Raw genomic sequence first — 7169 nt, forward strand, 5'->3', positions numbered from 1 at the left:
CCCGAGATCCGGGGCGGACGAGTCGAGCGCGTCCCCGCTTCCTCCTGTGGTGTCGGCGGAGGTGGACAGTTTCTGTCCCGCAACGGTTCCGCCTGCGAGCATGTCGCGAATCTGGACCAACACGTCGACGTCGCTCAGTTCCTTCGCGGGCTGACTGACGAAGCGCTTCTTCGCGGTGTTCACCGGCAGGATCAGCACGAAGTAGACGACCGCCGCGATGATGATGAAGTTGATGATCGCGGTGACGACTGCACCGATGTTGATGAACGTGGCGTCGTTGTCCGACAGAATCCTGACACCCCAGCCGAGTTCGTTGCTGCCGCCGACCGCCGCGACCAGAGGGTTGACGATGTTGGTGGTGAACGCAGTGACGATGGCGGTGAATGCCGCGCCGACGACCACTGCAACTGCGAGGTCCACGACATTGCCGCGGAGTAGAAAGTCCTTGAAGCCCTTCAGCACGAGCATGTCTCCCATCGTTCGGTTTGTTTTCCCTCGGGGAACGTTAACTCAGATGTGGCTCGTCGTCCCCGCATACATCTCGTCAGTGCACAGTCACGGTCAAGGCGCTGACCAGTGATGCAGCCGCCACGGCCGTCGCGTTCTCGGTTGGTAGTGCCAGCAGTACCACGCGATCTCGCGCCCGGGTGCCACCTGCGTCGGCCGAGACGAGTACGACCACCGCGCCCGAAGCCAACACACGGGCGGTAGGAACGGCGTTCGGGTCTTCTCGAGACTCGACGGTCAACACGTCCACGCGATCGCCTTCCCGTAGGAGTTCGGTCACGGCAGCGTCGGCGAGATGCACCGGCACGACGCGTCCCTCGGTCCCCAGCGCGGTCGTGGCCGTCCGAGATCCGAGTAGGCGTACGTCGGTGAGCAGTTCACCCGCGCGTACGGGTCCGGTGAGCGTCTGTCCGTCCACGCCCCCGGTGTCGAGCAGAGCACCCTCGGGTACGAGGGCCGAATCCCACTCCGCGACGGCTACATCGGCTGAGGTCAGTACGGTTCCAGGCGTCAGGTCGCGTCCTGCGGTGACCACACGTACTCGGTTGTCGCCGATACTGTCCTGGGCGAACAGAACAGCGGCGAGCGCCACCAACGCTCCTGCCGTGATGCGTCTGAATTTCGTCGAGTCGACCCATGCGGGGCGCACCGTGATGCGATCGAGCAGGGTGGAGTCGAGTCGATTCTTGCCAGCGGCCATGGTCGAAACGGTAGAGCCGACCCGAGCGCCCAGGCCGCCGAAAAGGCCGGGCTGTGGATAACAGCCCGGCCTGTGGATGAAGCGGACAGCTACTGGCTTGCAGCAGTTTTCGTGGTGGACGAGGACGAGGAGCTGCTCGACGACGAATCCGAGGACTTCTTCTCGGCGGGCTTGGAATCGGACTTGCTCTCCGACTTCGAGTCCGACTGTGCAGCCGCAGCGCCGGACTTGTTCTCACCTGAGCCCTCGCTCGAGGTACTGGAGCCGCCGCGGCTGTCGGTGCGGTAGAAGCCGCTGCCCTTGAACACGATGCCGACCGAGTTGAACAGCTTGCGCAACTTGCCCGAGCAGGCAGGGCACACCGTCAGCGAGTCGTCGGTGAAGGACTGAACGATGTCGAAGCGGTTGTCGCATTCGGTGCATGCGTATGAGTAAGTGGGCATCGTGATTCCTCCGCGCTGGTCACCGAGGAGGTTGGCCACTCTACGAGGCGAAGCCGAACACCGCCGGTGTTATGTCTGTTCGTCGAAACTGGGGAGAGCATTAGCACTCTACAGTCAGGAGTGCCAACCGATCGAATCGGAGCCTTATTCCGTCCTCAAACGCATGAGCCCGCCGCCGGGGGTCAGCGCATGAGTGACGCGTCTGTCGTGGGGCTCGTCCGGGAGAGCCTCGACCAACTCGGAGTCGCGAACCACCCCGACCAGCAGGGCATCGGACCGGCACAGATCGAGAGTGCGATCGTAGAACCCGGCACCTCGGCCCAATCGAGTGCCGCGACGATCGATCGCCAATGCCGGAACGAGCACCAGTGAGCAGGCCGCGACCGCGTCGGGATCCAGTAGCGGACCCGAAGGTTCGAGCAGCCCGAACGGTGCCCGCACCAACGATTCTCGTCCGTCGTAGCGCACCCACCGCAATGGGCCGGGTTCGTGTGCGCTCGGAAGCAGAACGGTCGACCCGGCTGCGGCCATGGCGTCGAGCATCTCGATCGAACCAGGCTCCCGGCCGACCGGCACGTACGCGGCCACGTTCGGGTGTTCGACAGCCAACTCGGCCAGGACATGGCAGAGTGCGGAGGACTCCGTCGCGCGTTGCGCATCGTCGAGCAGTCGGCGTTCGGCGAGGACATGTGCCCGCCACCGATTCTTGGGCGTACTCTCCGCCGTTTCGGGATTGGTCACAGTGATTCGTCCGTCCTTCCTGTGCAGTCGTTCAACCATATGCATTCACGGGCAGAACGCAGCACACGGCGAGCAGACCACCGGAAACCACGGATAGGGTGAGCACCATGACAGAAGCCGTTACAGCGACGACCGCCACCACGCCTGCGCACTTTCGCACCGCAATCGTTCCTGCAGCGGGCATGGGTACCCGGTTCTTGCCGGCCACGAAAACCGTTCCGAAAGAACTACTTCCAGTGGTCGATACGCCCGGCATCGAACTGGTCGCCGGTGAAGCCGCAGATTCCGGCGCTCATCGACTCGTGATCGTCACCTCGCCCGGTAAAGACGGCGTCGTTGCGCACTTCGTCGAGGATCTCGTGCTCGAGAGCAAGCTCGAGGCCAGCGGCAAGCTCGAGATGCTCGAGAAGGTGCGGGTGGCCCCCAAGCTGCTCGACGTGCAATCGGTCGTTCAGAAGGAGCCGCTCGGGCTCGGACATGCCGTTGCGTGTGCCGAGGAAGTCCTCGACGACGACGAGGACTCGGTCGCCATTCTGCTTCCCGACGATCTGGTGATGCCTCGTGGTGTGCTCGACGTGATGGCGCGGGTGCGGGCCAAGCGTGGCGGCTCGGTGCTGTGCGCCATCGAGGTTCCCGACGACAAGGTCTCCTCGTACGGCGTCTTCTCCGTCGAGATCGTCCCCGATGCGGTCAATCCGAACGTTCTCAAGGTCACCGGTATGGTCGAAAAGCCCAAGCGGGAGGACGCGCCGTCCAACTTGGCTGCTGCGGGCCGGTACCTGCTCGATCGAGCAATTTTCGATGCTCTGCGGCGCATCGAGCCGGGTACGGGCGGCGAGCTGCAACTCACCGACGCGATCGCGCTGTTGATCTCCGAGGGGCATCCCGTCCATGTGGTGGTGCACCGCGGATCGAGACACGACCTCGGAAATCCCGGGGGATACCTGCGCGCTGCGGTTGACTTTGCTTTGCAACGTGACGATTACGGTCCGGCGCTGCGCGAGTGGCTGAACGAACGCCTGAGTGACAGCTGGGCACCGGAACTGACGACGTACGAATAGCATCGCGGGTCGATGCTCTAGAGGAAGGGCCAGATGCGCTCGGTCGAAGATCAGCAGACCAGGGTGACCGCCGCGGCGGTGGCTCCACGGCCTGTTCGAGTCGCCATTTCGGAGGCGCAGGGTCTGCTGTGCGCCGAGGAAGTGGTCACCGAGCGTCCCCTCCCCGGGTTCGATCAGGCCGCGATCGACGGCTACGCCGTGCGCAGCGTGGATGTCGCTGCCGCCGGAACGGACCTGCGCAACGAGGACGACGAACGCATCGATCTGACCTTGCCCGTCGTCGGCGAGGTATCCGCTGGTTCGCGTCAACCCATTCGGCTGCAGCCGCGTCAAGCAGTGCGTGTCGATACCGGCGCGCCGCTACCGACGCTGGCCGATGCCGTGTTGCCGCTCGATCGCACGGACAGTGGGCGAGCCCGGGTCAAGGTGTTCCGGCCGGTCCGCTCGGGTGACTACGTGCGCAAGATCGGCGATGACGTACAGCCCGGGGACGTTGCCGTTCGTGCGGGCACGATCATCGGCGCGGCGCAGGTGGGACTGCTCGCGGCGGTGGGCCGCGACAAGGTGCTGGTGCATCCACGGCCTCGACTGTCGGTGATATCGGTGGGCGGCGAATTGGTCGACACCGACCGAACTCCCGGTCCCGGCCAGGTGTACGACGTCAACTCCTACGCACTCGCCGCCGCAGCGCGCGATGCCGGAGCCGACGTCAACCGCGTCGGAATCGTCAGCACCGACCCCAAGCGGATGCGCGAGGTCGTCGAAGGTCAGCTGATTCGATCCGAGATCGTCGTCATCGCCGGGGCTGTCGGGGGCGGGGCGTCCGACGGTGTGCGCGAGGCGCTCGGCGAGCTCGGCGACATGGAGGTCGAGCGAGTGGCCATGCACCCGGGCTCGGTCCAGGGTTTCGGTCAACTCGGACGCGACGAGGTGCCCACTTTCTTGCTGCCGGCCAACCCCGTCAGTGCCCTCGTGGTGTTCGAGGTCATGGTGCGTCCGTTGATTCGCATCGCCCTGGGCCGACGTCAGCCGATGCGTCGGACCGTGACGGCACGAACCGTCGCACCGATCACCTCGATCGAGGACCGCAAGGGATTTCTGCGCGGCCAACTGATGCGCGACGAGGGGACCGGGGAGTACCTGGTCCAGGCGCTCGGCGGCGCGCCCGGATCGTCCTCGCATCTGCTGGCGACTCTCGCCGAGGCGAACTGCCTGGTGGTCATCGATCCGGAGGTCACCGAGATCCGTACCGGCGAAGAAGTGAAGGTCTCGTTCCTGGCTCAGCGAGGCTGACGCCACGGGCATGCGCGAGCGCCGCAGAGGGCACTCGACCACACGGCTTCGCGCAGCGCATACCATCGTCTGATGCCGCGAACGTGGTCGAGCCACCCAGGTTGGCCGGCGAAATTGGGTCCAGTGAGAGTGGCGGCCGGAACCGTCACACTCCGGCCGGTGCGGATGCGCGACGCCGCCGCCTGGAGCCGGATCCGCACCGAGGACCGTGCCCACCTCGAGCCCTGGGAACCCAGCGGCGAGGGCAGCTGGAATTCTCGGCACCACATCTCCTCGTGGCCCACCCTGTGCTCCGGCCTCAAGTCCGAGGCACGTAAGGGACACATGCTTCCGATGGTCATCGAGGTCGACGGCGAATTCTGCGGCCAGATCACCACCGGGAACATCGTCCGCGGGGCGCTCCGGTCGGCATGGATCGGCTACTGGGTGTCCAAGGAAGTCAACGGTAGAGGCGTCGCGACCGCTGCACTCGCGCTCGGACTCGATCACTGCTTCGGCCCCGTCGGGCTGCACCGCGTGGAAGCGACGGTGCGGCCGGAGAATCTCGCCAGCCAAGCCGTACTGCGCAATGTCGGCTTCCGCGAAGAAGGCCTGCTCTACAAGTATCTCGACGTGGACGGTGAATGGCGCGATCACAAGCTCGTCGCGATCACCGCCGGTGAGGTGCAGGGAACCGTCGTCGATCGGTTGGTCCGTTCGGGCCGGGCAGCGTGGGCCTGAGCTCCGAGTGTCCGGGCACTCGTGTGGTCAAAGTGACAGGAGTGTAATTCGAGTCGGCGCGTCTGCGTCGTTCTCGTACTTCCTCCGCATAGCCTGAGGACGTCTTTCACTGTCGCCGTCGTCCACGGGAGGAGAACATCGCCGATGCCGAACTCGATCATCTGGATCGGTCTCGTGGCCGTCTGGCTCTTCGTTCTTCTTCCCATGCTGATGACCAAGCGCCCACAGATCATGCAGACGACCGACGCGGCCCTGGCCACTCGTGTTCTGCATCGGGGTGGCACCAAGCGCAAGCAGCGAGGCCCCGCGACCGGCCACCGCAGTGATCCCTACTGGAGACCCGAGGACGACCTTCGGGTCTCGGCACCGGCCAGCGAGATCTTCGGTACGACATTCGCCACTGTTCGATCAGACTCACCCGATCTACCCGGTACCGCGGAGGACCCGATGGACACTCACGCTGGAGAGAACGACCTCGATCGCGACGGACCGACACAGGAACCTCTGCGCGGTAACCCTCCCGAGTACGAACGCGGAGTGGTCGACGACGATTTCGTGCCGCGCCGACGCGGCCGCGGTGGGTTCGACCCCGAGGCAGACCAGATCGCCCGGGCAGCGCGATACAGCTTCCGTCAACGCGCGGTACTGGGTTTGGTGTTCGCAGCGATCACCACCGCGGCATTGGCCTTCATCATCTCCCCGACGATCTGGTGGTTGTGCGGTCTGTCCGTGGCCGCCCTCGCCGGCTATCTGTACTACCTGCGTCGTCAGGTGCAGATCGAGGAAGAGGTGCGCCGCCGCCGGCTCACACGCATGGGCCGGTCCCGACTCGGCGTGGAATCGGAAACCGACGAAGAGCTCGAGCTCGTGCCGCAGCGTCTGCGTCGACCCGGTGCCGTGGTGCTCGAGATCGACGACGAGGATCCCGAATTCGAGCATCTGAACCACTACGAGGAGCCGTTCCAGGCAGCGCGGGACGACGGTCGAGACGTGCGGAGAGCGCAGGGCGCGTAGCGGCTGTCGCGAGCGGCTTTGCTAGTGTTACCGAGCCGGTCACCGATGACGGCACAGGGGCTGTGGCGCAGTTGGTAGCGCGTCTCGTTCGCATCGAGAAGGTCAGGGGTTCGATTCCCCTCAGCTCCACACAGCAGAGAAGAAAGGCCCGGTCGACGATGTCGGCCGGGCCTTCTTCATGGGGACGTCGAACTGTCAGGAAGCTGAGCCGGAGCCGAGCAGCTCCAGGATCGGGATGTTGGAGGTCGTGCTTCCGGTGGAGCTTCCGGTCGACAGAAGGCTGGAGATGAACGAAGAGATGTCCATGCGGGGACTCCTACTTGGTGAGGGGTGTTGGAAGAGCCGTCCACGAAGAGCGGCCAGGAGTATTTGTATCTCTTTCAATCAAACCGTGTGGCCGGAATCGAACTTCCTGATCGATTCAGAGACCGAGTCGAGCTCTGAATTGGATGAAGAGGTGTTCTTCGGTCGAGTTTCCAAGCTGTTGGTCGGCTCTGTGGGGTGTTGGGTGTGTCCACCCGGTCTGCTCCGTGCGCGCGGCTAAGGTTCTGCGCATGCGCTGGTGGCGGAGGTACGTAGCCGACGATGTCCGCTGGGCTGTGTTTCAGGTGCGGCAGTCGTCGGTTGTCTCGCTGGCCAATTGCCCTGTGCTCCCCGCTGTGTTGCGGGGACGTGCGTTGTGGGCTGCGA

General features: G+C 64.7%; 8 protein-coding genes and 1 tRNA gene. 5 read left to right on the forward strand and 4 right to left on the reverse strand.

What is annotated here, in order from left to right; all coding sequences use genetic code 11:
- The 4 genes from mscL to J1M87_RS14445 form a co-directional block, all read right to left on the reverse strand.
- A partial coding sequence (mscL, locus tag J1M87_RS14430; RefSeq protein ID WP_307830832.1) for a large conductance mechanosensitive channel protein MscL occupies positions 1-462 on the reverse strand: 462 nt, incomplete at its 3' end.
- Between the two features lie 82 nt (positions 463-544).
- Positions 545-1207 carry an SAF domain-containing protein gene (locus tag J1M87_RS14435; RefSeq protein WP_206490083.1) on the reverse strand — a complete coding sequence of 221 codons (663 nt, stop codon included), beginning with the start codon at positions 1205-1207 and terminating at the stop codon, positions 545-547.
- A gap of 89 nt (positions 1208-1296) precedes the next feature.
- Positions 1297-1650 (reverse strand): FmdB family zinc ribbon protein, encoded by a 354-nt coding sequence (locus J1M87_RS14440; protein WP_206490084.1) that lies wholly within the window; start codon positions 1648-1650, stop codon positions 1297-1299.
- 144 nt (positions 1651-1794) lie between these two features.
- The gene (locus J1M87_RS14445) at positions 1795-2391 is read right to left on the reverse strand and encodes a 5-formyltetrahydrofolate cyclo-ligase (protein ID WP_307830813.1); all 597 of its coding nucleotides are present in this window, start codon (positions 2389-2391) and stop codon (positions 1795-1797) included.
- A 107-nt stretch (positions 2392-2498) separates the two neighbouring features.
- Between J1M87_RS14445 and J1M87_RS14450 the strand changes: the two genes are divergently transcribed.
- The 5 genes from J1M87_RS14450 to J1M87_RS14470 all read left to right on the forward strand — a co-directional run bounded on the left by J1M87_RS14450 (position 2499) and on the right by J1M87_RS14470 (position 6608).
- Positions 2499-3452 (forward strand): UTP--glucose-1-phosphate uridylyltransferase, encoded by a 954-nt coding sequence (locus J1M87_RS14450; protein WP_206490086.1) that lies wholly within the window; start codon positions 2499-2501, stop codon positions 3450-3452.
- A 33-nt stretch (positions 3453-3485) separates the two neighbouring features.
- Positions 3486-4745: a gephyrin-like molybdotransferase Glp gene (gene glp, locus J1M87_RS14455; RefSeq protein ID WP_206490087.1), complete on the forward strand. Its 1260-nt coding sequence runs from the start codon at positions 3486-3488 to the stop codon at positions 4743-4745.
- A 72-nt stretch (positions 4746-4817) separates the two neighbouring features.
- Positions 4818-5465, forward strand: a complete 648-nt coding sequence (locus tag J1M87_RS14460; RefSeq protein WP_206490088.1) for a GNAT family N-acetyltransferase — start codon at positions 4818-4820, stop codon at positions 5463-5465.
- Between the two features lie 144 nt (positions 5466-5609).
- Positions 5610-6479 carry a gephyrin-like molybdotransferase receptor GlpR gene (gene glpR / locus J1M87_RS14465; protein ID WP_206490089.1) on the forward strand — a complete coding sequence of 290 codons (870 nt, stop codon included), beginning with the start codon at positions 5610-5612 and terminating at the stop codon, positions 6477-6479.
- 56 nt (positions 6480-6535) lie between these two features.
- A tRNA-Ala gene (locus tag J1M87_RS14470) sits at positions 6536-6608 on the forward strand.
- The last annotated feature ends 561 nt before the right edge of the window (positions 6609-7169 follow it).

This window comes from Rhodococcus sp. KRD162, assembly GCF_017168335.1.
GTDB lineage: Bacteria > Actinomycetota > Actinomycetes > Mycobacteriales > Mycobacteriaceae > Rhodococcoides.

Excerpts from the sequence above, each read along its gene's own strand:
- J1M87_RS14435 (WP_206490083.1), bottom strand. The coding sequence starts at position 1,207 with ATGGCCGCTGGCAAGAATCGACTCGACTCCACCCTGCTCGATCGCATC.
- J1M87_RS14440 (WP_206490084.1), bottom strand. The coding sequence starts at position 1,650 with ATGCCCACTTACTCATACGCATGCACCGAATGCGACAACCGCTTCGAC.
- J1M87_RS14450 (WP_206490086.1), top strand. The coding sequence starts at position 2,499 with ATGACAGAAGCCGTTACAGCGACGACCGCCACCACGCCTGCGCACTTT.
- glp (WP_206490087.1), top strand. The coding sequence starts at position 3,486 with ATGCGCTCGGTCGAAGATCAGCAGACCAGGGTGACCGCCGCGGCGGTG.
- J1M87_RS14460 (WP_206490088.1), top strand. The coding sequence starts at position 4,818 with ATGCCGCGAACGTGGTCGAGCCACCCAGGTTGGCCGGCGAAATTGGGT.
- glpR (WP_206490089.1), top strand. The coding sequence starts at position 5,610 with ATGCCGAACTCGATCATCTGGATCGGTCTCGTGGCCGTCTGGCTCTTC.